This window comes from Shuttleworthella satelles DSM 14600 (genome assembly GCF_000160115.1).
In the GTDB taxonomy this organism is placed as follows: Bacteria; Bacillota; Clostridia; order Lachnospirales; family Lachnospiraceae; genus Shuttleworthia; species Shuttleworthia satelles.
In genome coordinates this window covers 1374366-1400111 of the sequence record NZ_GG665866.1, presented here as the reverse complement: position 1 = coordinate 1400111, position 25746 = coordinate 1374366, and the positions used below count along the sequence as shown (strand labels likewise).

Sequence of the window (25746 nt, the reverse complement as noted above, 5' to 3'; positions counted from 1 at the left end):
CTGTGACATTGATAGCGTTGAAGCGTGAGGTTGCTGCCCTTGTGGCAGGTTTTCCGTGGAGCGAATGTCAAGTTAGGAAACTGGCGACAAGTCACTGTATCACAAACAAAGGTCTGCCTTTGAGCAGATACCACGTGTGCTTTCGATAGGACACACACGGAAATGTGTACAGTCACCGCTTGTCGTACTGAGAAAGTGCGAAGGAGGCGACTTTTTTTATGGCAGCACAGGTAATGAGAATCACTTTAAAGGCGTATGATCATGAGCTGGTTGACGCATCGGCCAAGAAGATCATCGATACCGTAAAGAAGAACGGAGCGGAGGTGAGCGGCCCCGTACCTCTTCCGACCAAGAAGGAAGTAGTTACGATTCTGCGCGCCGTACACAAGTACAAGGATTCCAGAGAGCAGTTCGAGCAGAGAACGCACAAGAGGCTCATCGACATCCTGACCCCGACCCAGAAGACAGTAGATTCTCTGTCACGTCTTGAGATGCCGGCGGGCGTTTACATCGACATCAAGATGAAGAACAAGTAATGAGAACAGACGACTGTTCTAGGATGAATACGGCATTTGCCGTATTCCGCTGTAGATCACAGGAGGTTAATAATGAATAAAGCGATCTTAGCTACCAAAGTCGGAATGACCCAGATCTTCAATGAAGACGGCGTCCTGATTCCGGTCACTGTACTTCAGGCAGGTCCCTGCGCGGTTACGCAGGTTAAGACTCTGGAAAACGACGGCTATGAGGCCGTACAGGTTGGCTTTGTGGACAAGAAGGACAAGATCAACACCAAGGACGCGGCAGGCAGGAAAGAGGTGCATCACAGACATGGCGTGAACAAGCCCCTCAAGGGACATTTCGCCAAGGCCGGTGTCGAGGGCAAGAAATATGTCCGCGAGTTCCGCTTTGAGAATGCTTCCGAGTATAAGCTCGGTGACGAGATCAAGGCCGATATCTTCGCGGAGGGCGATAAGGTCGACGCGACCGCGATCTCCAAGGGGAAGGGCTTCCAGGGCGCCATCAAGAGACTGGGCCAGCACAGAGGCCCCATGGCTCACGGCTCCAAGTTCCACCGTCATCAGGGCTCTAACGGCGCCGCATCCGATCCCTCCAAGGTATTCAAAGGCAAGGGAATGCCCGGACACATGGGCAGCGTTAAGGTAACCATCCAGAACCTTGAGGTTGTCAAGGTTGACGCCGAGAACAACCTGCTCTTAATCAAGGGCGCTGTTCCGGGACCCAAGCGGTCCTTAGTGACGATTAAGGAAAGCGTCAAGGCTGGCAGGTAAGTAAGAGAGGAAAGGAGGAACTTTAACGATGGCTAAAGTATCCGTATTCAATATGGAGGGCAAGGAAGTCGAGCAGATGGAGCTTGCCGATTCCGTATTCGGTGTAGAAGTAAATGATCATTTGGTACACATGGCTGTTCTGCAGCAGCTGGCCAATAAGCGCCAGGGAACCCAGAAGGCCAAGACCCGCTCAGAGGTTCGCGGCGGAGGCCGCAAGCCCTGGAGACAGAAGGGGACCGGTCACGCGAGACAGGGATCAACCAGATCTCCCCAGTGGACCGGCGGCGTCGTCGTATTTGCCCCCACTCCCCGCGACTATTCCTTCAAGCTCAACAGGAAGGAGAAGAGGGCGGCTCTCTTGTCCGCGCTCAGCAGCCGCGTGCAGGAGAATAAGCTGATCGTTGTCGACCAGCTCGCCTTTGATGAGATCAAGACCAAGAAGTTCGCAGAGGTTCTCAAGAACCTGAAGGTAGAGAAGGCTCTGGTGGTTCTGGGCCAGGATGACGAGAAGGCAATCATCTCCGCCAGGAATATCCCTGACGTCAAGACGGCGCAGACCAACAGCATTAACGTTTATGACATCCTCAAGTACAACACCCTTGTTGTCACCAAGGAGGCTGTTAAGTCGATCGAGGAGGTATATGCATAATGGCTAACGTACAGTTTTACGACGTAATCCTCAAGCCTCTCGTAACGGAGAAGTCTATGAGCGGCATGGCAAATAAGGAGTACACCTTCCTTGTACATCCCGAGGCCAACAAGACCATGATCAAGGAAGCGGTTGAGAAGATGTTCGATGGCGTCAAGGTCGCAAGAGTCAACACCATCAACTGCGAGGGCAAGGCCAAGCGGCAGGGCAGAGGCCCTCTGGGCAAGACGGCCAGGACCAAGAAGGCCATTGTCAAGCTTACGGAGGACAGCAAGGATATCGAGGTATTCGCCGGCCTGTAAGGCAGAAACAGGGACCCTGTCCCGAGAGTATGTGCAGTGAAGCACGAGAATAAACACAGCAATGTGAAAGGAGTTTAACGTGGGAATTAAGGCATATAACCCATATACACCTTCCAGAAGAAACATGACCGGCTCTGATTTCGCCGAGATCACCAAGAGCACCCCGGAGAAGAGTCTGACGACCTCTCTGAAGAAGCATGCAGGAAGAAATAACCAGGGTAAGATCACCGTTCGCCACCAGGGCGGCGGAAACAGACGCAAGTACAGATTGATCGACTTCAAGAGACTCAAGGACGATGTGCCCGCGAAGGTGGTCGGCATCGAGTATGATCCCAACCGCACCGCGAACATTGCCCTGATTGTCTACGCAGACGGCCAGAAGGCATATATCCTGGCGCCTGCCGGTCTTACCGACGGCATGACGGTCATGAACGGCGAGAACGCAGAGATCCGTGTGGGCAACTGTCTCCCCATCGAGAAGATCCCTGTAGGTACCATGATTCACAATATTGAGCTCTATCCCGGCAAGGGCGGGCAGCTGGTTCGGTCTGCAGGCAATGCGGCGCAGCTGATGGCCAAGGAGAACGGCTACGCGACCCTTCGTCTTCCCTCCGGCGAAATGAGAATGGTTCGCCTGAACTGCAGAGCCAGCATCGGCGTCGTAGGCAATGGCGATCACTCCCTGATCAAGATTGGTAAGGCCGGCAGAAAGCGCCATATGGGTATCCGGCCGACCGTCCGCGGTTCTGTCATGAACCCCAACGACCATCCCCATGGAGGTGGTGAGGGTAAGGCTCCTGTTGGACGTCCGGCGCCTTCAACACCCTGGGGCAAGCCTGCTCTGGGTCTGAAGACCAGAAAGAAGAACGCAAAGTCTAACAAGCTTATCGTAAGAAGACGCGACGGTAAGGCAATCAAGTAAGGAGGATACAATGGCACGTTCATTAAAGAAGGGACCATTTGCTGACAAGAGCTTATTGAAGAAGGTTAACGCGATGAACGCTTCCGGCGACAAGACCGTAATCAAGACCTGGTCTCGTCGTTCCACAATCTTCCCGAGCTTCGTGGGACATACCTTTGCAGTCTATGACGGCCGCAAGCATGTTCCCGTCTATGTAACCGAGGATATGGTCGGACATAAGCTTGGTGAGTTCGTAGCCACCAGAACCTTCCGCGGCCACAAGGGCAACGAGAAGAAGACTGGCGTCAGATAAGCGTAATATTCGAAAGGAGGTTTCCGCACCATGGCAAGAGGACACAGATCCCAGATCAAGCGTGAGAGAAACGAACAGAAAGATACAAGACCTTCAGCAAAGCTTTCCTATGCCAGGATTTCCGTTCAGAAGGCTTGCTTCGTATTAGATGCCATCCGTGGTCTCGACGTACAGACCGCGCTTGGCGTTGTGACCTACAACCCCAGATATGCTTCCAGCGTAATCGCCAAGCTCTTAAAGAGCGCAATCGCCAACGCCGAGAACAACAATGGCCTTAATGTCAATGACCTCTATGTCGCTGAGGCTTATGCCAATCAGGGACCGATCATGAAGCGTATCAGACCCAGAGCGCAGGGGAGAGCTTATCGCATCGAGAAGCGCATGTGTAACATCACCCTGGTACTGGATGAGAAGTAAGAAGGAGGAATGACATGGGACAGAAAGTTAATCCCCACGGCTTAAGAGTCGGCATTATCAAGGACTGGGATTCCAGATGGTATGCGGAGAAAGAGTTCGCTGATTTCCTCGTCGAGGACCATACCATCCGCGATTTCCTCAAGAAGAAGCTCTACGGCGCTGGTATTTCCAAGGTTGAGATCGAGAGATCCTCTGACCGCGTCAAGGCCATCGTCTATACCGCCAAGCCCGGCGTTGTTATCGGCAAGGGCGGAGCTGAGATCGAGAAGATTAAGGCTGAGGCTCAGAAGCTGACGAAAAAGAAGCTTCTCATCGACATCAAGGAAGTGAAGAGGCCGGACAAGGACGCGCAGCTTGTTGCGGAGAACATTGCCCAGCAGCTGGAGAACCGTGTCTCTTTCCGCCGCGCCATGAAGTCCACCATGAGCCGCTCGATGAAGACCGGGATCAAGGGGATCAAGACCAAGTGCTCCGGACGCCTGGGCGGCGCGGATATCGCCCGCAGCGAGTCCTACAATGAGGGCACCATCCCCCTTCAGACCCTGCGCGCGGATATCGACTACGGCTTCGCTGAGGCGGATACGACCTACGGAAAGGTCGGCGTCAAGGTCTGGATCTACAAGGGAGAGGTTCTTCCTAACAAGAACAAAGCGGAAGGAGGCGCTCGCTAATATGTTAATGCCTAAGAGAGTAAAGCATCGCAAGCAGTTCCGCGGCACTATGACCGGGAAGGCTATGCGTGGTAATAAGATTTCTAACGGTGAGTACGGCCTTGTGGCCACGGAGCCCTGCTGGATCAAGTCCAACCAGATCGAGGCAGCCCGTGTCGCCATGACCCGTTATGTGAAGCGTGGCGGTAAGATCTGGATCAAGATCTTCCCCGACAAGCCTGTGACTGCCAAGCCCGCCGAGACCCGAATGGGTTCAGGAAAGGGCGCTCTGGAGTACTGGGTTGCCGTTGTTAAGCCGGGGCGCGTGATGTTCGAGATCTCCGGCGTACCGGAGGAGTCCGCGAAAGAGGCTCTTCGCCTTGCGATGCACAAGCTGCCCTGCAAGTGCAAGATCGTTTCCAAGGCAGACTTAGAAGGCGGTGAGAACGAATGAAGACGAATACATTTGTTACAGAGTTAAAGTCCAAGTCTCTTGCTGAGCTCAGCGCCCAGCTCGAGGATGCTAAGAAGGAGCTTTTCAATCTGAGATTCCAGAACGCTACCAATCAGCTTGAGAATACCAGTCGTATCAAGGAGGTTCGCAAGAACATCGCCCGCATCCAGACTGTGATCACTGAGGCAGGGAAGAATCAGTAAGATTCGATCTTAGATTGAGAGAGGAGAACAATCGTGGAAGAAAGAAATCTTAGAAAGACACGCCAGGGCGTTGTTGTCAGCGATAAGATGGATAAGACAATCACAGTTGCGATCAAGGATAATGTAAAGCATCCTCTGTATGGCAAGATTGTGAAGAGAACCTACAAGCTTAAGGCGCATGACGAGAACAACGAGGCCCATGAGGGCGATACCGTTCGCGTCATGGAGACCAGACCCCTGTCCAAGGACAAGAGGTGGAGACTGACCGAGATCGTAGAGCGCGCTAAGTAATATAGGAGGCTACATTATGGTACAGCAGGAAACTAGATTGAAGGTAGCCGACAATACTGGTGCGAAGGAATTGCTTTGCATCCGTGTCCTGGGCGGCTCCACAAGAAGATACGCAAATATCGGCGACATCATCGTTGCTTCCGTCAAGAGCGCAACACCCGGCGGAGTTGTCAAGAAGGGCGATGTTGTCAAGGCGGTTGTCGTTCGCTCCGTTAAGGGTACCCGCCGCAGCGACGGTTCCTACATAAAGTTCGATGAGAACGCCGCCGTGATCGTCAAGGACGACAAGACCCCCGTAGGAACCCGTATTTTCGGACCCGTGGCAAGAGAGCTTCGCGATCACAAGTTCATGAAGATCGTTTCTCTGGCCCCCGAAGTGCTGTAAGGAGGATTACGATGGCTACAATGAAGATTAAGAAAGGCGATATGGTCCGCGTGATCGCCGGCGCAGATAAGAATAACGAGGGAAAGGTTCTCTCCGTTGACCCCAAGAAGGGCAGACTTGTCGTCGAGGGCATTAATATTGTAAAGAAGCACACCAAGCCCAGTATGACCAATCAGGCCGGCGGAATCATTGAGGAGGAGGCTCCCATTGATATCAGCAACGTCATGCTTTTAGTCGACGGCAAGACGACCCGTGTCGGCTTTAAGATAGAGGACGGCAAGAAGGTTCGCGTTGCCAAGGCAAGCGGCGAAGTGATCAAATAAAGAAGGAGGCCATTTCGTTGAGTAGATTAAAGGATCAGTATCAGAACGAGATCGTCGAGGCGATGATCAAAAAGTTCGAGTACAAGAATAAGATGGAAGTTCCCAAGCTTGCGAAGATCGTCGTAAATATGGGCGTCGGCGAGGCAAAGGAGAACGCGAAGGTTCTTGAGAGCGCAGTGAAGGACATGGAGACCATCACGGGTCAGCATGCCGTTACGACCAAGGCCAAGAAGTCTGTGGCCAACTTCAAGCTTCGCGAGGGACAGGCAATCGGCTGTATGACGACCCTGCGCGGCGAGAAGATGTATGACTTCATGGATCGGCTGGTCAATCTGGCCCTCCCCCGTGTGCGTGACTTCCGCGGCGTGAACCCCAATTCCTTCGACGGCAGAGGCAACTATGCTCTTGGAATCAAGGAGCAGATTATCTTCCCTGAGGTCGAGTATGACCAGGTGGACAAGGTCCGCGGTATGGATATCGTGTTCGTTACAACTGCAAAGACGGATGAAGAGGCACGCGAGCTCCTGAGGCTCTTCGGCATGCCTTTCGCGAAGTGATTCAGGAGGAATATATTACATGGCTAAGACATCTATGAAGGTAAAGCAGCAGCGCGGCGCCAAGTTCTCCACCAGAGAGTACTCACGCTGCAGAATCTGCGGTCGTCCTCACGCATACCTCAAGAAGTACGGCGTTTGCAGAGTTTGCTTCCGTGAGCTGGCGTACAAGGGTGAGATCCCCGGCGTTAAGAAGGCATCCTGGTAAGCAGAAGGAGGAATTTTTATCATGACTATGAGTGATCCTATCGCAGATATGCTTACGAGAATTCGTAACGCAAACACTGCAAAGCACGATACAGTTGATGTTCCCGCATCAAAGCTGAAGGTCGCAATCGCAGGCATCCTCGTTGACGAGGGCTACATTGCCAAGTACGACCTGGTTGAGGCCGGCGCGGGTCAGAACATCCATATCACTATGAAGTACAACGCGAACAAGACGGAGAAGATCATCTCCGGCATCAAGAGAATCTCCAAGCCCGGTCTGCGTATCTACGCGGGAAAGGACGAGATCCCCTATGTGCTGGGAGGCCTTGGAATCGCGATTTTGAGCACCAACAAGGGAATTTTGACCGACAAGCAGGCCCGCAAGGAAAAGGTCGGCGGCGAGGTTCTGGCCTTCGTTTGGTAAACAGAATCCGCAGGACAGCTATGACAATGGCGTAAGCCATAACAAATTTAGGAGGTACGGGCATGTCACGTATTGGAAGAATGCCAATCGCAATTCCTGACGGCGTAAGCGTAGAGATTGCAGAAAATAATCATGTGACGGTGAAGGGTCCCAAGGGAACGCTTGAGAGAGATCTGCCGATTGAGATGACCATCGAGGTAGAGGGATCTGAGGTGAAGGTTTCCAGACCCAATGATTTAAAGAAGATGAAGTCTCTTCACGGACTGACCAGATCCCTGCTCAACAACATGGTTCTGGGTGTCAAGGAGGGCTTTTCCAAGGCGCTTGAGATCAACGGCGTGGGTTACAGGGCCGTTAAGAAGGGCAAGGAGCTGACACTCCACCTTGGTTATTCTCATCCGGTTGTAATGAATGATCCCGAAGGACTTGAGACCACACTCGAGGACAATAAGATTACCGTTTCCGGAATCGACAAGGAAGCGGTCGGTCAGTATGCAGCCGAGATCAGATCCAAGAGAGTTCCTGAGCCATATAAGGGTAAGGGTATCAAGTATGTCGACGAGACGATCCGTCGTAAGGTCGGCAAGGCTGGTAAGAAATAAGTAAAGGAGTGAGGCATAATGATTACGAAGAAATCAAGAACGGAAGTCCGTGTCAAGAAGCACAGAAGAATTCGCAACACTCTTTCAGGAACCGCTGCCAGACCGCGTCTGGCCGTATTCAGAAGCAATCAGCACATGTATGCGCAGTTGATTGACGATGAGGCGGGCAAGACCCTTGTTTCCGCATCGACTCTTGATGCAGACGTAAAGGCTGACCTTGAGAAGACGAATAATGTAGAGGCAGCTTCCAGGCTGGGAACCGTCATTGCCAAGAGGGCAATCGACGCCGGCGTCAAGGAAGTCATCTTCGATAGAGGCGGCTTCATCTATGCGGGCAAGGTGGCCGCGCTGGCTGATGCCGCAAGAAAAGCTGGTCTGGAATTCTAAGAGGAGATAATACATGAAGCGTACGATTATTGACCCCAGTCAGATGGAGTTGAACGAGAACGTAGTTGCGATCAAGCGCGTCACCAAGGTTGTCAAGGGTGGACGTAACATGCGCTTCGCAGCTCTGGTGGTTGTCGGCGACGGCAACGGCCATGTTGGCGCAGGTCTTGGCAAGGCGACAGAAATCCCCGACGCCATTCGCAAGGGCAAGGAGGATGCAGCCAAGAACCTCATCGAAGTGAAGCTGGACGAGAACAAGTCCATCACGCACGATATCATTGGAAAACACACAGGTGCTTCTGTTCTTTTAAAGAAGGCTCCCGACGGAACCGGTATCATCGCCGGCGGCCCCGCGCGCGCAGTATGTGAGCTTGCGGGGATTGCCAATATCCGTACCAAGTCTCTGGGATCCTCCAACAAGCAGAATGTCGTCCTGGCAACCATCGAGGCGCTCCGCCAGTTGAAGAGTCCTGAAGAGGTCGCCAGACTTCGCGGCAAGTCCGTTGAAGAGATCGTCGGTTAAGGAGGAATGCGAAGATGGCTAATAAGTTAAAAGTAACGCTTGTAAAGTCTCCCATCGGCAATGTTCCCAAGAACAGAAAGACCGTTGAGGCGCTCGGACTGCACAAGATGCATCAGACGGTTGAGCTTCCTGACAATGCGGCTGTTCGCGGCATGGTTCGTCATGTGGCTCATCTGGTAAAGGTAGAGGAAGCATAATAGGAGGTGCCAGAAATGGATTTATCCACTTTAAGACCTGCGGAGGGCGCAACCTTCAGTGATGCGGGCAGAAGAGGCCGTGGACACGGTTCAGGTAACGGCAAGACCGCCGGCAAGGGACACAAGGGACAGAAGGCCCGCAGCGGCGCTCCCAGGCCCGGATTCGAGGGCGGCCAGATGCCTATTTTCAGAAGACTCCCCAAGAGAGGCTTCAAAAACCGCAACAGCAAGCAGATCGTTGCGATTAACGTATCTGCCCTTGAGGTATTTGACAACGACGCAGTTGTAACCGTAGCAGCCCTCAAGGAAGCCGGAATCATCAAGAAGGAGCTTGACGGAGTCAAGATCCTCGGCACTGGTGATTTGACCAAGAAGCTCGATGTTCAGGTAAATGCGTTCTCTGCATCTGCCAGGGAGAAGATCGAGGCACTTGGCGGCAAGGCAGAGGTGATCTGATATGTTGAAAACACTCCACAACGCGTTCAAGATTAAGGATATACGCAGACGGATCTGGTTCACCCTGATGATCTTAGTGGTTGTCAGAATCGGATCTATGATTCATCTGCCCGGCGTTCAGGGAGATGTGTTCAACAATCTGTTCTCTTCTACGGGGGGAGCATCTGATTTCCTGGATGCGATTACGGGCGGATCTCTCAGCCAAATGTCCATTTTCGCATTGAACATCACGCCGTATATCACATCATCTATTATTGTGCAGCTTCTGACCATTGCCTTCCCGGCTCTGGAGGAGATGCAGAGGGATGGGGAACAGGGACGCAAGAAGATGACCCGGATTACGCGCTATCTGACGGTCGGCCTGGCTCTGGGAGAGTCACTGGCCATGGCGATCGGATTCGGCCGTGGCGGCTATCTGGTTCAGTTTAACGCCCTCTATGTCTTCGAGGTTGTGGTCGCACTGACGGCAGGCTCGACCATTCTGATGTGGCTGGGAGAGCGGATTACGGAGAGAGGCGTCGGCAACGGAATCTCCATTGTCCTTGTCATCAATATCATCTCCCGCATTCCGCAGGATCTCCAGACCCTCTTCAAGCAGTTTATCAGCGGCAAGGCTGCGGCCAAGGCCGTTCTGGCGGCTCTTGTCATTCTGGCGATTATTCTTGCGGTGGTCATTATGACCGTGTATCTGCAGGACGCGGAGCGTAAAATTCCGGTCCAGTACTCCAGAAAAATTGCCGGGAGACGAAGCGTGGGCGGAACCAGCAGCCATATTCCCCTCAAGGTGAATACCGGAGGCGTTATTCCCGTTATCTTCGCCCAGTCCCTGATGCAGACGCCTGTGATTCTGGCGGCTCTTTTGGGCAAGGGCAACGGCAATGGGATCGGATCCAAGATCTTAAAGCTCTTGTCCCAGTCCCACTGGTTCCACACAACGGAATGGATCTATACGATCGGCGCTGCGATTTACGTGGTTTTAATCATCGCGTTCGCGTATTTCTATACATCGATTACCTTTAATCCGCTGGAAATCGCCGATAATATCAAGAAGCAGGGTGGCTTCATCCCCGGGATCCGTCCCGGTAAGCCGACCAGTGACTACCTCAGCGGAATCCTTCGCTCCATCATTTTGATTGGAGCGGTTGGCCTGACCATCGTCACCATGCTTCCCATTATCTTTAACGGATTGTTTAATGCCAATGTTTCCTTTGGCGGAACGTCCTTGATTATTATTGTGGGCGTTGTGATTGAGACGCTCAAGCAGATCGAATCGCAGATGATGGTTCGAAACTACAAGGGCTTCCTGAACAATTGACGAATTGATGGAGATAGGGTTGCAAGATCCTATCTCCATGATTCATGACAAGGATGCCCGCAGCCTGTATTCGATGACAGAAGATGGGAGAATTTGCGCAAATGAAGATTATTATGTTAGGGGCTCCCGGCGCCGGAAAGGGAACGCAGGCCAAGCAGATCGCTTCGGCTTACGGGATTCCTCATATCTCTACAGGAGATATCTTCCGGGCCAACATCAAGAATCAGACCCCGCTGGGGAAAAAGGCCAAGGAGTATATGGACGCGGGAAATCTGGTTCCCGATGAACTGACCTGCGACCTTTTGATGGATCGCATCGGGCAGGATGACTGTGAGGACGGCTTTGTCCTGGACGGATTTCCGAGAACCATTCCCCAGGCCCGGGCTCTTGGCAAGGCCCTGACCGCCAGGGGAGAGAGCATCGATTTCGCGATCAATGTTGAGGTCCCCGATGAGAATATTATCAGGCGCATGTCCGGCAGACGTGTCTGCCCTTCCTGCGGAGCCACCTATCATCTGGTCGCTCTGCCGCCTGAGAAGGAGGGAGTCTGCGATGCCTGCGGATCAGAGCTGATCCAGAGGGCGGATGACAGTGAGGCCACGGTGGCAAATCGTCTGCAGGTCTACCATGAGCAGACCCAGCCTCTCATCGATTACTATGAGAGGGAAGGGGTACTTAAGACAGTGGACGGGACCCAGCCCATGGATGTGGTTTTTGCGCAGATTAAGGCCATTCTTGGTAATGAATTGGAGGTATCGAATGTCGAAAGCAGATGTGATTGAGGTTGAGGGTAAGGTCCTGGAGAAGCTTCCGAATGCCATGTTTTCCGTGGAATTAGAGAATGGGCACCAGATTCTGGCTCATATCAGCGGGAAGCTTCGGATGAACTATATCCGTATCCTGCCCGGAGATAAGGTGACAGTAGAGATGTCTCCTTATGATCTGACCAAGGGGAGAATTATCTGGAGAGACAAGTGATTCAGATGAATCAATTCAACCCGCATCTGCCTGTATGACGGTAAACTGTTCCATAGGGAACAGCGTCATCACATATTGTAAGCGAATATATTATGGAAAGGAGGAAGCTTCAAGTCCCTGTGGCTTGAGGCTTCCTCCTTTGTGTGAATTCGTTTTTCTCAGACGCTATGTCAAATGCCGGAGCGGGATCCTTCGGGGACCAGATCCAATACTGTGTTTGGGGTATTTTTTGGCTGTTTTTCACAGATCTATCTGCCCGCGTCAGAGTCCGCAGGAGGTCCTGATCAGCTTTGCATAGGCTTTTTGCCCGTCAGGCTTCAAGTGGATCCCGTCGGAGAAGAACCAGCTGCGGTGTCCCTTGGCATAATTGGCCCAGTCGATCAGATGGACATTGGGATTGGCATCAGCCAGGGCTTTGATGGTGTCGTTGGACTGGGCCGCCCAGGCTACGCCGGGGGCGTAGACAGTCACCCAGTAGATCTGGCGGTCGGATCCCAGCTGGTCGATGATCTCCTGCCCGACAGACCGACGGAAGGCCCCATTGGTGCCCAAGTGGAGAATGATGATATTGCCCAGGAGATTTTTCTCCTTCAGGGAGTTAATAAGGTCCTTGACCGCCCAGGCCTGGCGTGAGACCTTGCCGTCGACATAGATCCCGGGGATCTGATCTGAGAGGGTGCTGGAGGCGTCCAGGAGAACGGAGTCGCCAATGGCGGTGACGGAATATTTCCTGGAGGCATCTGCCTGGTTAGAACCTTCCTGCGCGTCGGCATTTCTCTGATCCTGCTGTTGTTGCTGGCTCTTTAACTCCTCTTCCATCTGCGCCTGGTCCTTTGCCTGGGCGGCAATCGCGCGGTCGCTGATCTTCCATTGAAGGGCGCAGAGGAGCAGGCAGACCAGAAGAAGGGCCGGGTAAATCCTCCTTCGGGTCAGATGGCGGGATCCGCCGGAAAGAGGGAGGGCGGACAGCTTTCTGTCCAGGAAGCTGAGGCCGACGGTAAGGACCGCGATGAGGGCCAGGCAGAGGACCTTCCAGAGAGGGTGCGAAGAGTCCTGGCTGCAGTGGCTGACAAAAAAGATGACCGGGTACATCAGAAGGTAGATCAGATAGCTGGATTGGCCTACCGCTCTCAAGATCGGATGATCCAGCAGACGCCCCAGGGGGGAGGGCATCCAGATGACCATGAGCATGAGAAGGGCAAAGAGAAGACTCGCCAGCTGCATCAGGCCCCGGTAGTTGGCCGCGGAGGAACCGTCAAGCGTCAGGCTCAGGGTCAGGATTCCGATTGCGGCCGGGATGGCAATGGCAAGGCCGGCTGCCCGATGCGCCTTAAAGTAAGCGCGCGGCTTTCTGACCGGGAGAAAGGCGGCGGCCATTCCCAGAAAGAGGGAGAAGGCGCGGGTGTCGGTTCCGTAATAGATGCGGGAGGGATCGTGATCGGGGCGATAGAGAAGGCCGGCCTCCAGCATGGACAAAAAGGACAGGAGGATCAAAAAGCAGAAGCAGACCCGACGCAGGCCGAATTTTCTGATCCGCGGACGAAGGCGGTTGAGCAGAAGCAAAAGCAGGGGCCAGATGAGATAGTACTGGAAGGTCAGCCCCAAAAACCAGAGGTGGGTAAAAGGGGAGCTGTTGGCGAGACGGGTGAAGTAGCTGGCGTTCTGGGCAATCTGCCAGAAGTTGTTAAAGCCAAAGAGGACGCTGAGCGCTTCGGGCAGAATCCGCCTGGGATAGGAGGGATAAAGGACCAGTAGGGCCAGGGAGGACAAGACCAATACCATGAGAAGAAGGGGATAGAGGCGGAGGAATTTCTTCTTATAATATGTTCCCGCATAAAAGGGTTTCCCCTGGACGGCATCCGGGTTCTTCACAAGGATCAGATAGCCCATGAGGGTAAAGAAGAGGGTGACGCCGAGATAACCGCCGGGGACTTGCTGCGGCATGAGGTGATAGAGGACAATTCCCGCAATGGCGATGGCGCGAAGCCCGTCAAGCCCCAGAATGTGTCCGCGAGATGAAGTCGGCATAGTGAAATCCCCCTGATCAGCTTCCATCGGTCCCGACAGATCATTTTCCGGAGAAAAATGACCTGTAAAAGACCAGATATCAATACAACAGTATATCATGGATACAAGATCTTGTGCAGATGGGAAGGAGAGATGGAGTATAGGCCCTAAATGCCCATTTTACGCGGTTTTGGTTGACATCGCAGTGGGCAGATGATATCATTTGCCCTAGACGCTTTTGGAAAGAAGGCTCTAAGTGCGCCCATTTTTAGGGAAAGCTGTGACTGACCCACACCGTAAAAACCCTGAGACAGCGCGAAACTAACGAGAGGAGGAAGGATCTGTGAAGGTAAGATCGTCTGTGAAGCCTATGTGCGAGAAGTGCAAGGTCATCAAGAGAAAGGGACGCATCAGAATCATCTGCGAGAATCCCAAGCACAACCAGAGACAGGGATGATAATTCCCAAATGACGTGCGGCTGCAGCCGGCCGGTCTTGGCCAGGCTGATTATAGATTCCAGGCATTGCATACCGAGTGCCGGGGAAGATATCGCGAGAGCGAAAGGCGGAATCGAGGACATACACACATTTCAGGCCGGGAGACCGGAGCTGTATGGGGTAGAGACTGCTTCTACTGATAACGGATACCCAGGTATCCAGGATTTTATGGAGGTTAAATACACATGGCTCGTATCGCAGGTGTAGATTTACCAAGAGAGAAGCGAATTGAAATTGGTTTAACTTACATTTACGGAATCGGCAGAGCTAGTTCAGATGCGGTGCTCGCGTCTGCTAATGTGGATCCGGACACCCGTGTCAAGGATCTGACCGATGATGAAGTAAAGAGAATCAGCAACGCAATTGAGGAGACGCTTACCGTCGAGGGTGACCTCAGACGGCAGACAGCTCTTGATATCAAGAGACTGCAGGAGATCGGCTGTTATCGCGGCAAGCGTCATCGTCAGGGTCTGCCCGTTCGCGGTCAGAAGACCAAGACCAATGCCAGAACCCGCAAGGGACCCAAGAAGACCGTTGCGAATAAGAAGAAGTAATTGCATAACGAGAAAGTAGGTTAGTTAGACATTATGGCTAAAGTGACAAGAAAAGTTACGAAGAAGCGCGTAAAGAAAAACGTTGAACACGGACAGGCACATATCCAGGCATCTTTCAATAACACCATTGTGACTCTGACAGATGCCCAGGGCAACGCTCTCTCATGGGCAAGTGCCGGCGGTCTCGGATTCAGAGGTTCAAGGAAATCTACTCCCTATGCTGCACAGATGGCTGCGGAGACTGCCACCAAGGCAGCTCTTCCTCATGGCCTTAAGACCGTTGACGTCTTCGTCAAGGGGCCGGGTTCAGGTCGTGAAGCCGCGATCCGCGCGCTTGCGGCTGCCGGATTGACGGTACAGAGCATCAAGGACGTTACCCCCGTTCCTCATAACGGCTGCCGTCCCCCCAAGCGTAGAAGAGTTTAATTAGGAGGTTCATCAAAGATGGCTATTGATAAGACACCAGTCCTTAAGAGATGCAGATCCCTTGGTTTGGATCCTGTTTTCTTAGGCGTAGATAAGAAGTCCAAGAGGCAGCCCCGCAACTCTCGCCGCAAGGTTTCCGAGTACGGCAAGCAGCTGAAGGAGAAGCAGAAGGCCAAGTTCATCTATGGCGTTCTGGAGAAGCCTTTCCGCAATTATTACAGACAGGCGGACGTTAAGAAGGGTCAGACCGGTGAGAACCTGATGACGATCTTAGAGTCCCGCCTCGACAATGTCGTATTCCGTCTGGGCTGGGCCCGCACCCGCCGCGAGGCAAGGCAGATTGTCGACCACAAGTTCGTTGCGGTCAACGGCAGGAAGGTCAATATCCCCTCCTACCTTGTGAAGGCCGGAGATCTTGTTGAGATCGTCGAGAAGAAAAAGACCCTCCAGCGCATGAAGGATATCGTCGAGGTCACCGGAGGACGCATGATTCCCGACTGGCTTGAGGCCGATACGGAGAATCTGAAGGCTACTGTCAAGTCGCTTCCGACCAGAGATCAGATCGATGTCCCGGTCGATGAGATGCAGATCGTCGAGCTGTATTCTAAGTAATTAGAGTCGTTTATCAAGACCTTGCATAGTCGATAGGGAGGGCATATAAATGCTGGATTTCAAAAAACCAAACATTGAGATCGCAGAGATTTCTGATGATAAGAAGTATGGCAAGTTCGTCGTAGAGCCCTTAGAGAGAGGTTACGGAATCACCCTCGGCAATTCACTGCGCAGGATTATGCTCAGTTCTATGCCCGGTGTCGCTGTAACCCAGATTAAGATCGAGGGCGTTCTGCACGAGTTCAGCTCAATCCCTGGAGTGAAGGAAGACGTCACGGAGATCGTTCTGAATATCAAACAGCTGGCAATCCGCAGCAACAGTCAGACGGATGAGCCCAAGGTCGCCTACATCGAGTATGAGGGCGAGGGGACCGTCACCGCAGCGGATATCCAGGTGGATTCCGATATCGAGATCGTGAACCCGGATCTTGTGATCGCGCATCTGAATGGCGGCTCTGACAGCAAGCTGTACATGGAGCTGACCATCAGCAAGGGAAGAGGCTATGTCTCTTCCGACAAGAATAAGACGGATGACACCCCCATCGGTGTGATCGCGGTTGATTCTATCTACACCCCTGTAGAGCGTGTCAACATGAATGTTGAGAACACGCGTGTCGGTCAGGTGACTGACTTCGACAAGCTGACATTAGAGGTCTGGACCAATGGAACAATCGGTCCGGACGAGGCGGCAAGCCTTGCAGCCAAGGTGCTCTCTGAACACCTGAATCTCTTTATTGATCTCTCCGAGAATGCCAGGAACACAGAGATCATGGTAGAGAAACCGTCCGCGGATACGGCGAGCATGAAGATGATGAACATCGACGAGCTCGAATTATCTGTACGTTCTTACAACTGCCTGAAGAGGGCCGGAATCAACACCGTCGAGGAGCTGGTCAACAAGACGCCCGAGGATATGATGAAGGTTCGCAATCTCGGGCGCAAGTCTCTGGAGGAGGTCCTCCAGAAGCTGCAGGAGATGGGACTCTCACTCCGGCAGACGGAAGAACTGTAAGAAGGAAGGAGACGATCTGAGTCTGAGACGATTTGGATTTGTCTTCTGAGAACGCGGATAAGTCCGAAGGGCGCCGCGCTCTGAAAACCCCGAAGTGGCACAGGGTGACCGATACGGTATGTCGTTCACCAGTAAGCACACGGGCGATGGGCTGTAAGTCCGATGAAGCAGGCCGATCGCTCCCACCTGACAGGAGGTATTATCATGGCTAAGTATCGTAAGTTAAGCAGAACTTCATCACAGCGCAAGGCGCTTCTTCGGAATCAGGTTACCAACCTGCTCTACAAAGGCCGTATCGTGACTACAGAGGCCAAGGCCAAGGAGGCCGCCAAAATCGCTGAGGGCCTGATCGCGCTCGCAATCCGCGAGAGAAATAACTTCGACGAGGTCTCCGTCCAGGCCAAGGTCGCTGTTAAGGACGCTGATGGAAAGCGGAAGAAGGAAGTCGTAGACGGCAAGAAGGTGACCGTCTATGAGACCATCGAGAAGAAGATCAGGAAGGATCAGCCCAGCCGTCTGCACGCAAGGCGTCAGATGCTCAAGGTGCTCTATCCCATTACAGAGGTAGGCGCCAAGAAGCGTGAGACCAGGAAGGCCGACCTTGTCGCCAAGCTCTTCGATGAGATCGGCCCCAAGTATGACGGCCGCAGCGGCGGTTACACCAGAATCATCAAGATTGGCCAGCGCAAGGGCGACGGCGCGATGGAAGTTGTTCTGGAGTTAGTTTAAGCCTAATCTTTCCAAAACAAGAACGTGAGCCCGTGAAATAGCTGTTTTGCAGCTGTTCCATGAGTAGAAATGAAGATCCCTCCCGGTTTGAAATGCCGGGAGGGATCTTTTTATCCAATCATACACTTAGGGGCGAATGGAAACATCTATTCGTCCCAACATTTATTGTAGAACCCAAAATTGAGTGAAGGGATAAAACGCCTTGATGAATCTGCCTTCAGACTACGATATCTGATTGCAAATCCCCCTGTCTGAAGAATAAAGGACTTGAACCGATGAGAGAGCGGGAGAGCGAAAGCAAGATTAATCGAGCAGCTTGACGACTGTCACACCCGCGTCGCCCTGACCGTAGGAAGCCAGGTCGTAGGACTTGACGTGGGGGTTCCCGTTGAGATATTCGTGGACCCGCTGACGCAGGACCCCGGTGCCCTTGCCGTGAACGACGCGAACCTCCCTGAGATGGGAGAGGACGGCGTCATCCAGGTATTTGTCCAGAGCACAGATAGCCTCGTCCCCGCTCATGCCGAGGAGCTTGATCTCAGGCGAGATGAAGGCGGACTTGTTGAAGGAAGAGGCTGACTGTCTGCCGCCGGAGCCCGGGGCCCGCCGTCTGCCGGTTCCGGGTAGCTGCTGTCCGTTTAAGGTCGCTAAGCTCTGGTCGCTGACCAGAACAAGGTCGGTCAGCTTGACGCGGCTGCGGATGATCCCCATCTGGACCTCCAGATGGCCGGACTTGTCCGGAAGAGAGTGGACGGTCGCAGTGACCCCCATGGAAAGGACCTTGACCTTGTCGCCAATATGGAGATCTTTTGCCTTCGGGACAGGGGCCTTTCTTCGCTCCTGCTCCATCCCGGCAGAGGCCCGGGACTTGTTCTGGCGGGTCTTGAGCTTCTCGCCCAGGGCTCTTCGATCCTGCTCCATGCGGGTCATATCCGCGGCAGCAGCCCGGCCGTACTTATGGAAGTCCCGGATGGTCTTGTCGGCGGTTTCCTTGGCCTCCTTGAGGATGCGGGCCGCCTCAAGGTTGGCAGATTGCAGGACCTTATCTTTGGAGGCGTTGAGCTGGGCCAGCCTCTGATCCAGCTGGATCCGGGTCTTATCGATGGAGGCTTTGGCCGCCCGGGTCTCGGCCTGGGTCTTCTCGATGGCGACGCGGCGGTTCTCCAGGTCGGCCAGCAGATCTTCGAAGGAGACGCTCTCCTCATCGATACGGCTCTGGGCATCCCTGATGATGTCCGCGGCCAGTCCCAGCTTAGAGGAGATGGCGAAGGCATTGGACTTGCCCGGAATGCCGATCAGAAGCCGGTAGGTGGGGGAGAGGGTCTCCAGGGAGAACTCACAGGAGGCATTTTCTACGCCCTCGGTTGAGAGTGCGTAGACCTTGAGCTCGGAATAGTGGGTCGTGGCCATGACTCGGACCTGGCGCCTGTGAAGGCGATCTAAAATCGCGGTGGCCAGGGCGGCCCCCTCCGCCGGATCCGTGCCGGCGCAGAGCTCGTCAAAGAGGACTAAGGCGTCGTGGCCATTTGCCAGAACGGAGTCGACGCCGTCCAAGATATGGACAATATTGGTCATGTGGGAGGAGAAGGTGGACAGAGACTGCTCGATGCTCTGCTCATCTCCGATGTCCGCGTAGACATTGTCAAAGACGGCCAGCTGACTGTGATCCCTGGCGGGAATGTGCAGGCCTGCCTGTCCCATGAGCGTCAGCAGGCCGCAGGTCTTGAGGGAGACCGTCTTGCCGCCGGTGTTGGGACCGGTTACGACCAGGAGGTTGTAGTTCTGTCCCAGGCTGATATCAATGGGGACAACGATATTCTTGTCCAAAAGGGGGTGACGGGCCGCCTTTAAGCTGATGATCCCCTCTTCATTGAAATCCGGCTGACTCGCGGACATATCGGCGGCCAGCTGGCCCTTGGCAAAGATGAAGTCCAGCTCTGCCAGGCGGTCGAAGTCGATTTGGATGGTCTCGATATTCTCAAGAACCTGATCGGAGAGCGAGCGAAGGATCCGGGCGATCTCTTCCTCTTCCTTCCCCTCCAGCTCACGGAGCTCATTGTTGAGATTGACGACAGACATGGGCTCAATGAAGAGGGTGGCGCCGGAGGAAGAAGAATCGTGAACCATGCCGGGCACGTAGTTCTTGTACTCGGCCCGGACCGGCAGGCAGTAGCGGCCGTCCCGCATGGTGATCACCCCGTCCTGCAGGTAGTCCCTGGCAGAAGAGGAGAGCATGCGGTTTAGCTGGAACCTGACCTGCTCATTGACAGAGGCCATGGCCCGGTGAACCTGTCTGAGACCTGGGGAGGCATCATCGGCAAAGGAATCCTCGGAGAGAATGCAGCGGTTGATCTCTTTTGCCAGGCCGGGCAAAGGATCGAGCGCCGCGAAGCGAGAGGTCAGACTGTCGTCGGGCAGACTCTCCCTCTTCTTGGACCCGTAGGCGGCTGCCCGACCGGCCAGGGTCAGAAGAGAGGCGATGGCCAGGAGCTCGCGGGCATTTGCGCTGGCCCCGACCGCAAGGCGTTTGCCCAGGGGGCCGGGGTCGGAAATGCCACCAAAGGAGAAGGATCCCCCTGCCAGGATACGGCCCAGGGCGTCCGCCGTCTGTCTCTGGGCGAATTGTATATCGCGCAGGTTTGTAAGGGGCTGCAGGCGATGGCAGCATTCTTTTCCCTTGTCGGAGGAGGCCCGGGCCTCCAGCATGGAGAGAATTTTATGGTATTCGAGTGTTTTGTAGACTTTCCTGTTCATAAGGGGATTATACGATATTTGCGGGATTGTCTGCTATAATGATAGAGCAAATGTGCGCTGCGCCGAGGACGCTTAGAACGGAGAACAAATGAAGTATATCAAGGAGCTGGCCGAGGGAGACCACATCAATGAGATCTATCTCTGCCGCAAGAAGACCCAGGCGACAGCCAAGAACGGCAAACCCTATGAGTCTTTGATACTTCAGGATAAGACAGGCAGTCTGGACGGGAAGATCTGGGATCCGGGCTCCCTGGGCATTGACGAGTACGAGGAGCTGGACTATATCCAGGTGACGGGGGAGGTCATTATTTTCAATGGCAACCGCCAGCTCAATATCAAGCGGCTTCGGCTGGCGAGAGAGGGGGAGTACAATCCGGCCGATTTCCTCCCCTGCTCTGAGAGAGATCCCGATGAGATGTATCAGGAGCTCCTGAATCTGATCGCCTCTGTCAAAACGCCCTGTATGAGAGAACTGCTGGAGTCCTTTTTCGTCAGGCAGGAGGGATTCGCTGAAAAGTTCAAGTTCCACTCCGCGGCAAAAAGCGTTCACCACGGCTACGTGGGAGGGCTTTTAGAGCACACCTTGAGTGTGGCTCAGACCTGTGATTTCTTCGCGTCCCACTATCCCTTCCTGGATCGAAGTCTGCTTCTGACGGCGGCGATTTTCCATGATATCGGAAAGCTCTATGAGCTCTCGCCCTATCCAAAGAACGACTATACGGACGTAGGTCAGCTGCTGGGGCACATTATGATCGGGGCGCAGATCGTGCAGAACCGTATCACCAAGATCCCGGGCTTTCCGCCGACCAAGTCGGCGGAGCTGATCCACTGTATTCTGGCCCACCACGGGGAGCTGGAGTTCGGCTCTCCCAAGAAGCCGGCCATCGCGGAGGCCCTGGCCCTGGCCTTCGCGGACAATGCGGACGCCAAGCTTGAGACCATGAAGGAGGCCCTGGGAGATCTGGCTCCCGGCAACCTCAAATGGCAGGGCTTCAACCGTCTGCTGGATTCCAATATCCGAAAGACCAGCCCGGAAGAAGAGTAAATACAGGATTCATTGGATGCGCCTTGCAGGGCGTTCCATTGCGACCAGAGGATCCGGTGGAGGGACCGCCCTGGTCACCGCGATTAAGGAAGTCCCGGCGCTTGTGTGAGCATCCGTCGGGATTTTTGAATTGGGGCGGGGGAATTGCTTGCGACTCGTTGATTCGCTCGTTTCGAGGAGCTCCTGTTCGGGAGAAAGGACCCGCATCGGAGAAATTGTTTGTGCGGGTGGAATGGTCTGCGCGGGTGGAATCGCCAGTGACGCGGATATTTTTTCGGCAGGAGAAGAGTTTGTATCGGAGGAATTGTTTGTGCGAACGGAATTACCTGCGCAGATGAAGTCGCCTCTGTTGGGAGGATTTGTCTGTGCGAGCGTGAGGACTTGCGCTGGAGATCATATCTGCGAGTGGGTTAGATGAAAATCCTATGGCAAAGGAAAACAGGTGTAGCTACATATGCGGAAAAATGATTTATTTCCTCTGACAATTGAAGATATGGCCGTGGGCGGCGAGGGGATCGGACATGATCAGGGGATGACCTTCTTCGTCAAGGGGGCCGTCCTGGGCGATCAGATCATGGCCCGGGCAACCAAGGTCAAGAAGAACTACGGCTACGCCCGGGTGGAGGAGATCCTGCTGCCCTCTGAGAACCGCGTGCCGGAGGTCTGCCCTATCGCCCGCCAGTGCGGGGGCTGTCAGCTGCAGGCCCTCTCTTATGAGAAGCAGAAGGCCTGGAAGGAAGCTCGGGTGAGAAATGATCTGATCCGTATCGGAGGCTTTGCCCCGGAACTGGTTGACCGAGTTGTTGACCGAGTTATGGAGCCTATCCTGGGCATGGAGAAGGCTTTCCGTTACCGGAACAAGGCCCAGTTTCCCCTGGGAGAGAATAGGGAGGGGGAGATTATTTCCGGCTTCTACGCGGCCAGGAGTCACCGCATTATCCCGATTGATGACTGCCTCTTGGGAGCGCCGGAGAACGAGAGCATTTTAAAGGCGGTCAAGGACTACATGCGGGCCTGCAGGATCAGGCCATATAACGAGGTCACCGGAAGAGGGCTGGTTCGCCACGTTTTAATCCGCAAGGGCTTTGCCAGCGGGCAGATTATGGTCTGTCTGATCATCAATGGCAGGGAACTGCCCCGGCAGCAGGAGCTGATCGATCGGCTGACAAAGATTGTCGGGATGAAATCGATCTGTATCAACAGCAACTGCAAGCAGAGCAATGTCATCATGGGCGATGAGACCCGATGCATCTGGGGCCAGGAGAGTATTACAGACTACATCGGCGATATCGCCTTTGCCATCAGTCCCCGGTCTTTCTACCAGGTCAATCCCTATCAGACGGCCCGGCTCTACGAAAAGGCTCTGGAGTATGCAGATCTCAAGGGGCAGGAGAGCGTCTGGGATCTCTACTGCGGGATTGGAACCATCTCTCTCTTCCTGGCCAGGAAGGCAGGACAGGTCTACGGGGTGGAGATCATCCCGGAGGCCATCGAGGACGCGAAGGCCAATGCCAGGAGAAATGGCATCGAGAACGCGCATTTCTTCGTGGGGAAGGCGGAGGAGATTCTGCCGGACTTCTATGAGGGGAGGAGAGACGCCGTCGCCGGCGATGCCCTGCATCCGGATGTGATTGTAGTTGATCCGCCCCGCAAGGGCTGCGATGACATTTGCCTTCAGACCATGCTCCGAATGCGGCCAGACCGTATCGTCTATGTCTCTTGTGATCCGGCGACTCTGGCTCGGGATCTGAAGACCCTGGCGGAAGGCGGCTATTCGCTTCAAAGGGTCTGCCCGGTGGACCAGTTCCCGCAGACGACGCATGTGGAGTGCATAGCGTTGATACAAAGAGTGAAATCGTGAAAATCCTGCATTTTAAGCAGTTTTACAAGCATTATGTATTTGTAGAAGATGGCGAAGGTGGACGAAAAAAAGTCCTAAAAAATTATATAGATGTGAATGTTTGCATTGATATGGTGTGTGGAGATACAAAGTATGAATTGGGAAGTGAGGAATAAGAAATGATGAGATGGATAATAAAAATAATCTTATTTCCAATCAGCTTGCTGCTGAGTATCCTTACTGCCTTTCTGACATTTATACTTGGCATAGGAACAACTATTCTGTATTTCTTAATGCTGATGTGTATAGTTGCTGCAATAGGATCATTTATGCAAAAAGATATATCACTTGGCATTGAGGCATTGGTATTAGGATTTTTGTTAAGTCCTTATGGAATACCGATGGTCGGAGCAGCTGTTATAGCATTCCTTCAGGGAATCAATGAAGCAATAAAATCAATCTAAAAAAATTCATACAAATGGTTACCAAAGGCGATAGAAGAAAAACTATCGTCTTTTTCTTTGCCAATTTTTAAGGAGGGAGGTGAAGCGATGGACTTTGACTATTTCTATAATAGAGAAGCAGAAAGATTTAACTTTCTAAAAGTACCTGAAATATTGGTAGACGGAGAAAAATTTAAGGGACTGTCTGCTGAAGCAATTATCCTTTATTCTATGCTTTTGAAACGGACAGGAATGTCTTTTAAGAATAACTGGATAGACAAAGATGGCAGGGTATTTATCTATTTTTACTGTTGAAGAAATTATGAGAAGAAGAAATATCTCAAAGCCGACAGCTATAAAAACATTAGATGAACTCGATATGAAAAAAGGAATCGGACTGATTGAAAGAGTAAGGCTTGGGCTTGGTAAGCCGAATGTCATATATGTTAAAGACTTTATGAGTGTATTTCAGGTAAAAGAAAATGACTTTCAGAAGTCAAAAAACTTAAACTTCAGAAGTAAAAGATTTTAACCTCAGAAGTAAAGAAAATGAACTTCATGAAGTTCAAAATCTTGACTCTAACTATATAGAGAATAATAAGAGTAAGTATAGTAAGAGAGAATATAGTTTTGGTGAAAACGGGCTTGGAACATTTCAAAATGTATTTTTAGCTGCTGAAGATATATCCGATTTACAAATCATAATGAACTCACAGCTTGATAATTACATTGAGAGATTATCTGCATATATCAAAAGCACCGGAAAGACCTATAAAGACCATAAAGCGACAATCCTTTCTTGGTTTTATAAAGATCAGGGGAGAGGAAAAGAAGTGAAAACATCAAATATCCCGACATGGGAAGAATATGATAAAGGAGAACACCTATGATGAAAGAATTAGAAAAAGTAATGATAGAAGATGTAGAGTATTCTTACGATCCTGAAAAAGAATATATCAAGGATGGACACGCATTTTGTAAAGTTTGTCATGAAAGAAAAGACGGAAAAGTGATGGAGTTTTTCGGAAACAAGATGCTCTTTAGAACTTCCTGCAAGTGTGATAGAGATAGAGAAGCAAGAGAAAAAGAAAGGCAAAAGCAGATGGAGATTGAACGATTAAAGAGTAGCTGCTTTAACTCGATTATTCAGTGGTCATATACCTTTGAAAATTATCAGGGAGAAGAAAATCAAAGCCTTATCATTGCAAAGAACTTTGTAAAAGACTATGAGGAAATGAAAAAAGAAAATATCGGACTTCTTTTTTATGGCTCAGTAGGTAGCGGAAAGACCTATCTTGCCTGCTCCATTGCAAATAGCCTTATTGAACAGTATCAAATAGGCGTTAAAATAAGAAACTTTTGCACAGATTATCAATGAGCTGCAAAAGGGAGGATTTGATTTGACAAGAACGCATATATTGAATCCCTTGTAAATACTTCCGTTCTTATCTTGGATGACTTAGGAATAGAAAGAGATACAAGCTATGCCAAAGAGCAAGTATATAACATCGTGAATAACAGGTACTTAAAACAGAAACCGACTATCTTCACTACTAACCTTTCCTACGACACAATCCAAAATTGTAAGGATAGCGTAGAGTATCAAAGAATCTACTCAAGAATCATAGAGATGTGTATTCCTGTTATGGTTGTAGGTGAGGATTTTAGAAAGGTTATTCAAAAGGACAAACTGAATCGCAATAGGGACAGACTGCTGAATGGAGGTGAGAGAAGTTGATCAATGAAGAAATAGCAAGAAAAACACTGAATATGGAAGTTAGAGCTGCTAAAGTAACAGGGAAACTTCTATTGGATTTACTAAAGAAGCTGATGAAAGAGGCAGAAAAACTTGGAGGACTTGAAAAGCTGGTTAATGCTAACGGAAATGAAGTAAAGCTAAAAGATATGGTTAAAAAGGGACAGCTTGAAGAAATTCCGGTTGAAGAAGCAGAGCTTAAGGAACTGAAAAAAGAACTTAATCGGTATGGCGTCAAGTTTTCAGTG

Annotated in this window: 38 protein-coding genes and 1 pseudogene; 37 read left to right on the top strand and 2 right to left on the bottom strand. The window is 52.2% G+C overall.

The genetic code is table 11. From position 1 onward, the window contains the following. The first annotated feature begins 218 nt into the window (after positions 1-218). The 24 genes from rpsJ to infA all read left to right on the top strand — a co-directional run bounded on the left by rpsJ (position 219) and on the right by infA (position 11823). Entirely contained in the window at positions 219-536 is a 318-nt protein-coding gene (rpsJ, locus tag GCWU000342_RS06370) for a 30S ribosomal protein S10 (protein ID WP_006906518.1), read from the top strand. Positions 537-608: 72 nt separating this feature from the next. Next, on the top strand, positions 609-1292 hold the full coding sequence (rplC, locus tag GCWU000342_RS06365; RefSeq protein WP_006906517.1) for a 50S ribosomal protein L3: 684 nt from the start codon (positions 609-611) through the stop codon (positions 1290-1292). Between the two features lie 28 nt (positions 1293-1320). Next, the gene (rplD, locus tag GCWU000342_RS06360) at positions 1321-1941 is read left to right on the top strand and encodes a 50S ribosomal protein L4 (RefSeq protein WP_006906516.1); all 621 of its coding nucleotides are present in this window, start codon (positions 1321-1323) and stop codon (positions 1939-1941) included. Beyond that, positions 1941-2243, top strand: a complete 303-nt coding sequence (gene rplW, locus GCWU000342_RS06355) for a 50S ribosomal protein L23 (protein ID WP_006906515.1) — start codon at positions 1941-1943, stop codon at positions 2241-2243. Before rplD ends, rplW begins: the two co-directional genes overlap by 1 nt. A gap of 79 nt (positions 2244-2322) precedes the next feature. Further along, a complete protein-coding gene (rplB, locus tag GCWU000342_RS06350) occupies positions 2323-3165 on the top strand; it encodes a 50S ribosomal protein L2 (protein WP_044959445.1) in 843 nt (280 codons plus the stop codon). Between the two features lie 10 nt (positions 3166-3175). Continuing rightward, the gene (rpsS, locus tag GCWU000342_RS06345) at positions 3176-3457 is read left to right on the top strand and encodes a 30S ribosomal protein S19 (RefSeq protein WP_006906513.1); all 282 of its coding nucleotides are present in this window, start codon (positions 3176-3178) and stop codon (positions 3455-3457) included. A gap of 30 nt (positions 3458-3487) precedes the next feature. Further along, complete coding sequence (gene rplV / locus GCWU000342_RS06340; protein ID WP_006906512.1) at positions 3488-3874, top strand: 50S ribosomal protein L22; 387 nt, start codon at positions 3488-3490, stop codon at positions 3872-3874. 14 nt (positions 3875-3888) lie between these two features. Then, on the top strand, positions 3889-4545 hold the full coding sequence (rpsC, locus tag GCWU000342_RS06335; RefSeq protein ID WP_006906511.1) for a 30S ribosomal protein S3: 657 nt from the start codon (positions 3889-3891) through the stop codon (positions 4543-4545). A gap of 1 nt (position 4546) precedes the next feature. Further along, on the top strand, positions 4547-4978 hold the full coding sequence (gene rplP / locus GCWU000342_RS06330) for a 50S ribosomal protein L16 (protein WP_006906510.1): 432 nt from the start codon (positions 4547-4549) through the stop codon (positions 4976-4978). Continuing rightward, positions 4975-5181 (top strand): 50S ribosomal protein L29, encoded by a 207-nt coding sequence (gene rpmC, locus GCWU000342_RS06325; RefSeq protein WP_006906509.1) that lies wholly within the window; start codon positions 4975-4977, stop codon positions 5179-5181. The genes rplP and rpmC overlap by 4 nt, the downstream gene beginning before the upstream one ends. Before the next feature lie 33 nt (positions 5182-5214). Then, positions 5215-5472, top strand: coding sequence for a 30S ribosomal protein S17 (rpsQ, locus tag GCWU000342_RS06320; RefSeq protein ID WP_006906508.1), 258 nt, complete (start codon positions 5215-5217; stop codon positions 5470-5472). A gap of 16 nt (positions 5473-5488) precedes the next feature. Continuing rightward, complete coding sequence (gene rplN / locus GCWU000342_RS06315) at positions 5489-5857, top strand: 50S ribosomal protein L14 (protein ID WP_006906507.1); 369 nt, start codon at positions 5489-5491, stop codon at positions 5855-5857. Positions 5858-5868: 11 nt separating this feature from the next. After that, entirely contained in the window at positions 5869-6180 is a 312-nt protein-coding gene (rplX, locus tag GCWU000342_RS06310) for a 50S ribosomal protein L24 (protein WP_006906506.1), read from the top strand. 17 nt (positions 6181-6197) lie between these two features. Then, on the top strand, positions 6198-6737 hold the full coding sequence (rplE, locus tag GCWU000342_RS06305) for a 50S ribosomal protein L5 (RefSeq protein WP_006906505.1): 540 nt from the start codon (positions 6198-6200) through the stop codon (positions 6735-6737). A gap of 19 nt (positions 6738-6756) precedes the next feature. Next, complete coding sequence (locus tag GCWU000342_RS06300) at positions 6757-6942, top strand: type Z 30S ribosomal protein S14 (RefSeq protein WP_006906504.1); 186 nt, start codon at positions 6757-6759, stop codon at positions 6940-6942. Positions 6943-6963: 21 nt separating this feature from the next. Beyond that, positions 6964-7365: a 30S ribosomal protein S8 gene (gene rpsH / locus GCWU000342_RS06295; protein WP_006906503.1), complete on the top strand. Its 402-nt coding sequence runs from the start codon at positions 6964-6966 to the stop codon at positions 7363-7365. Positions 7366-7427: 62 nt separating this feature from the next. After that, entirely contained in the window at positions 7428-7967 is a 540-nt protein-coding gene (gene rplF / locus GCWU000342_RS06290; RefSeq protein ID WP_044959451.1) for a 50S ribosomal protein L6, read from the top strand. Between the two features lie 18 nt (positions 7968-7985). Further along, on the top strand, positions 7986-8354 hold the full coding sequence (gene rplR / locus GCWU000342_RS06285) for a 50S ribosomal protein L18 (RefSeq protein ID WP_006906501.1): 369 nt from the start codon (positions 7986-7988) through the stop codon (positions 8352-8354). A 13-nt stretch (positions 8355-8367) separates the two neighbouring features. After that, positions 8368-8877: a 30S ribosomal protein S5 gene (gene rpsE / locus GCWU000342_RS06280; protein WP_006906500.1), complete on the top strand. Its 510-nt coding sequence runs from the start codon at positions 8368-8370 to the stop codon at positions 8875-8877. Between the two features lie 14 nt (positions 8878-8891). Next, a complete protein-coding gene (gene rpmD, locus GCWU000342_RS06275; RefSeq protein WP_006906499.1) occupies positions 8892-9074 on the top strand; it encodes a 50S ribosomal protein L30 in 183 nt (60 codons plus the stop codon). 15 nt (positions 9075-9089) lie between these two features. Continuing rightward, entirely contained in the window at positions 9090-9530 is a 441-nt protein-coding gene (gene rplO / locus GCWU000342_RS06270) for a 50S ribosomal protein L15 (RefSeq protein ID WP_006906498.1), read from the top strand. Between the two features lies 1 nt (position 9531). Continuing rightward, positions 9532-10845, top strand: coding sequence for a preprotein translocase subunit SecY (gene secY, locus GCWU000342_RS06265; protein ID WP_006906497.1), 1314 nt, complete (start codon positions 9532-9534; stop codon positions 10843-10845). A 101-nt stretch (positions 10846-10946) separates the two neighbouring features. Further along, positions 10947-11627: an adenylate kinase gene (locus tag GCWU000342_RS06260; RefSeq protein ID WP_045000402.1), complete on the top strand. Its 681-nt coding sequence runs from the start codon at positions 10947-10949 to the stop codon at positions 11625-11627. Then, on the top strand, positions 11605-11823 hold the full coding sequence (gene infA, locus GCWU000342_RS06255; RefSeq protein ID WP_006906495.1) for a translation initiation factor IF-1: 219 nt from the start codon (positions 11605-11607) through the stop codon (positions 11821-11823). Before GCWU000342_RS06260 ends, infA begins: the two co-directional genes overlap by 23 nt. 261 nt (positions 11824-12084) lie before the next feature. Here infA and GCWU000342_RS06250 read toward each other — a convergent pair whose 3' ends face one another. Further along, the gene (locus tag GCWU000342_RS06250; protein ID WP_045000400.1) at positions 12085-13851 is read right to left on the bottom strand and encodes an acyltransferase family protein; all 1767 of its coding nucleotides are present in this window, start codon (positions 13849-13851) and stop codon (positions 12085-12087) included. 322 nt (positions 13852-14173) lie between these two features. On the opposite strand from GCWU000342_RS06250, the gene rpmJ reads away from it, so the two are divergent. The 6 genes from rpmJ to GCWU000342_RS06215 all read left to right on the top strand — a co-directional run bounded on the left by rpmJ (position 14174) and on the right by GCWU000342_RS06215 (position 17660). Further along, positions 14174-14287, top strand: a complete 114-nt coding sequence (gene rpmJ, locus GCWU000342_RS06245; protein WP_006906491.1) for a 50S ribosomal protein L36 — start codon at positions 14174-14176, stop codon at positions 14285-14287. A 225-nt stretch (positions 14288-14512) separates the two neighbouring features. Beyond that, positions 14513-14881: a 30S ribosomal protein S13 gene (gene rpsM / locus GCWU000342_RS06235; RefSeq protein ID WP_006906489.1), complete on the top strand. Its 369-nt coding sequence runs from the start codon at positions 14513-14515 to the stop codon at positions 14879-14881. Between the two features lie 33 nt (positions 14882-14914). Continuing rightward, entirely contained in the window at positions 14915-15307 is a 393-nt protein-coding gene (gene rpsK / locus GCWU000342_RS06230; protein ID WP_006906488.1) for a 30S ribosomal protein S11, read from the top strand. Positions 15308-15325: 18 nt separating this feature from the next. After that, complete coding sequence (rpsD, locus tag GCWU000342_RS06225; protein WP_006906487.1) at positions 15326-15919, top strand: 30S ribosomal protein S4; 594 nt, start codon at positions 15326-15328, stop codon at positions 15917-15919. A 49-nt stretch (positions 15920-15968) separates the two neighbouring features. Further along, positions 15969-16931, top strand: coding sequence for a DNA-directed RNA polymerase subunit alpha (locus GCWU000342_RS06220; RefSeq protein ID WP_006906486.1), 963 nt, complete (start codon positions 15969-15971; stop codon positions 16929-16931). A 204-nt stretch (positions 16932-17135) separates the two neighbouring features. After that, a complete protein-coding gene (locus tag GCWU000342_RS06215; RefSeq protein WP_045000398.1) occupies positions 17136-17660 on the top strand; it encodes a bL17 family ribosomal protein in 525 nt (174 codons plus the stop codon). A 303-nt stretch (positions 17661-17963) separates the two neighbouring features. Here the strand turns inward: GCWU000342_RS06215 and GCWU000342_RS06210 are convergent, their stop codons facing one another. Beyond that, on the bottom strand, positions 17964-20414 hold the full coding sequence (locus tag GCWU000342_RS06210) for an endonuclease MutS2 (RefSeq protein ID WP_006906484.1): 2451 nt from the start codon (positions 20412-20414) through the stop codon (positions 17964-17966). Positions 20415-20502: 88 nt separating this feature from the next. Here GCWU000342_RS06210 and GCWU000342_RS06205 point away from each other — a divergent pair, with 88 nt between their 5' ends. The 7 genes and pseudogenes from GCWU000342_RS06205 to GCWU000342_RS06180 form a co-directional block, all read left to right on the top strand. After that, positions 20503-21459 carry a 3'-5' exoribonuclease YhaM family protein gene (locus GCWU000342_RS06205; protein ID WP_006906483.1) on the top strand — a complete coding sequence of 319 codons (957 nt, stop codon included), beginning with the start codon at positions 20503-20505 and terminating at the stop codon, positions 21457-21459. 454 nt (positions 21460-21913) lie between these two features. Then, entirely contained in the window at positions 21914-23320 is a 1407-nt protein-coding gene (gene rlmD, locus GCWU000342_RS06200; protein ID WP_006906482.1) for a 23S rRNA (uracil(1939)-C(5))-methyltransferase RlmD, read from the top strand. Between the two features lie 158 nt (positions 23321-23478). Then, a complete protein-coding gene (locus GCWU000342_RS06195) occupies positions 23479-23763 on the top strand; it encodes a CD1845 family protein (RefSeq protein WP_006906349.1) in 285 nt (94 codons plus the stop codon). A gap of 87 nt (positions 23764-23850) precedes the next feature. Further along, the gene (locus GCWU000342_RS11090; RefSeq protein WP_456299937.1) at positions 23851-24057 is read left to right on the top strand and encodes a replication initiator protein A; all 207 of its coding nucleotides are present in this window, start codon (positions 23851-23853) and stop codon (positions 24055-24057) included. After that, on the top strand, positions 24026-24274 hold the full coding sequence (locus tag GCWU000342_RS11085; RefSeq protein ID WP_456299936.1) for a hypothetical protein: 249 nt from the start codon (positions 24026-24028) through the stop codon (positions 24272-24274). Before GCWU000342_RS11090 ends, GCWU000342_RS11085 begins: the two co-directional genes overlap by 32 nt. A 354-nt stretch (positions 24275-24628) precedes the next feature. Beyond that, a pseudogene (locus GCWU000342_RS06185) lies at positions 24629-25480 on the top strand (ATP-binding protein). Continuing rightward, positions 25477-25746, top strand: a 270-nt coding sequence (locus GCWU000342_RS06180; RefSeq protein WP_006906476.1) for a DUF3801 domain-containing protein, incomplete at its 3' end; no start/stop codon positions are given. The pseudogene GCWU000342_RS06185 and the gene GCWU000342_RS06180, both read left to right, overlap by 4 nt.